Raw genomic sequence first — 1,519 nt, 5'->3', positions numbered from 1 at the left:
GTCTCCGGTATTCAGGTTTGTCTTGGTCGATTAACCCTCTACCGGAGACCTCGCTCATTCAGTTGTCATGACACGCCAGGTGGGGCAGTGAATCCCTCGGCGGAACCACATTTGAAACACGGCCTAGTTGTATGAGGCCATGACGTTGGTGACACCGGTCCGGAGTTTGCTCGCGGGCGGCCGATTACCGACGGCAGTATGCGGACGATGATAGTTGTAGTGCACATTCCACACCTGTAGCGCCTGGGCGCGTTGCCGTTCGCTGACCCAGACGCGGGCGTAGAGGAACTCCTCGGCCAGAATCCGGTTGTAGCGCTCGACCTTCCCGTTGTGACGAGGGGTGTACGGGGTGATCCGTTGATGCCGGCCACCGTGGAGCACTTTCGCGAAGTCCTTCGCCCGGTAACAGGACCCGTTGTCGGTGACCACCCGGTGGATGTGCACGATGCCGTGGGCGGCGAAGAACACTCTCGCCCGGTGCATGAACCCGATTGCCGTGGCGGCTTTCTCGTCGGCCAGGGCCTCGGTGTAGGCAAGGCGGGAGAATCCGTCGACCGCCGAGTGCAGGTAGACGTAGCCGGCGCGGGCACCGGCAGTCTTGGCGCGCTCGACCTTCTTGGCCTGCTCCGAGCCCTTGCCGTGGACACGCCAGCCACCGCCGTCGGGGATTCGGCCGACTTTTTTGATGTCGACGTGCACCATGTGGCCGGGCCAGCGGGCGATGATCCGGCGTGGCTGGCGGTTGTTCTCGCCGTTCGGGTCGAGGAACCTGCGCCGGTTCAAGCCGAGGTGAGCGAGGTGCCGGCTGACGGTGCGTACCGAGATGGTGATGCCGTCGGCGGCGAGCTCGTGTGCGATCCGAGCTGCGGACCACTTGTGGTTCCGGCGCAGGGTCTCGATCCGCGCCACGGTCTCGGCCGGGGTCGCGGGGGGCTGGTGGTGCGGGACGCTGGGGCGGTCGAGCAGGCCGAGTTCGCCGTGTTCGCGGTAGCGGGCCATCCATTTGCTGGCGCAGGCCCGGGAGATCCCCATCTCGGCGGCGACATGGGACAGCGGACGGGTCTGGCACCGTTTGACGAGACGGCGGCGACCTTCGACGGACAGCGGGGCGTTACGGTGGAGCATGGACGGGTTCTTTCGGTTGCGCTGGGTGAGTTGGTGGTACTTCCCATCCTGCCGTCGGAAGGCCCGTCCGCCTTCGTCAGCCCCTGGCGGCGTCTACAACGTCATGACCCGCAACACCTAGTTGCCCATCGTGCTCTTCCCTTCCCTGTCGGGTCCAGCGCTCGGGTCGCCAAATACAGACACTTCGACGCGGCTTGCTCCTTGGAGAAGTGTCCGCGGGCCCGGGTCACCCGGCGGTATCGCGCGTTGATGCTCTCGATCGCGTTGGTACCTGATATGAAATTTGGTGGGTGTCCCGCAATGTTCGTCTGGCTGGCCGGGCCGGGTGGCCCGCCGTACGGTGAGACCGTCCGGAACAGGGGCATCTGTGAGGAATCGGTATGGGCAGGCCGTT

1 protein-coding gene and 1 pseudogene are annotated in these 1,519 nt (G+C 65.1%); both read right to left on the bottom strand.

All coding sequences use genetic code 11. From position 1 onward, the window contains the following. Positions 1–123: 123 nt before the first annotated feature. Complete coding sequence (locus B9C99_RS25445) at positions 124–1,125, bottom strand: IS481 family transposase (protein WP_088899797.1); 1,002 nt, start codon at positions 1,123–1,125, stop codon at positions 124–126. A 101-nt stretch (positions 1,126–1,226) separates the two neighbouring features. After that, positions 1,227–1,394: pseudogene (locus B9C99_RS25760) on the bottom strand (transposase); the annotation flags it as partial. Between the last annotated feature and the right edge of the window lie 125 nt (positions 1,395–1,519).

Origin of the sequence: Rhodococcus sp. BUPNP1 (genome assembly GCF_002215235.1) — a bacterium.
Classification (GTDB): domain Bacteria; phylum Actinomycetota; class Actinomycetes; order Mycobacteriales; family Mycobacteriaceae; genus Rhodococcus.
This window is presented reverse-complemented; position numbering and strand designations above follow the sequence as displayed.

Excerpts from the sequence above, each read along its gene's own strand:
- B9C99_RS25445 (WP_088899797.1), bottom strand. The coding sequence starts at position 1,125 with ATGCTCCACCGTAACGCCCCGCTGTCCGTCGAAGGTCGCCGCCGTCTC.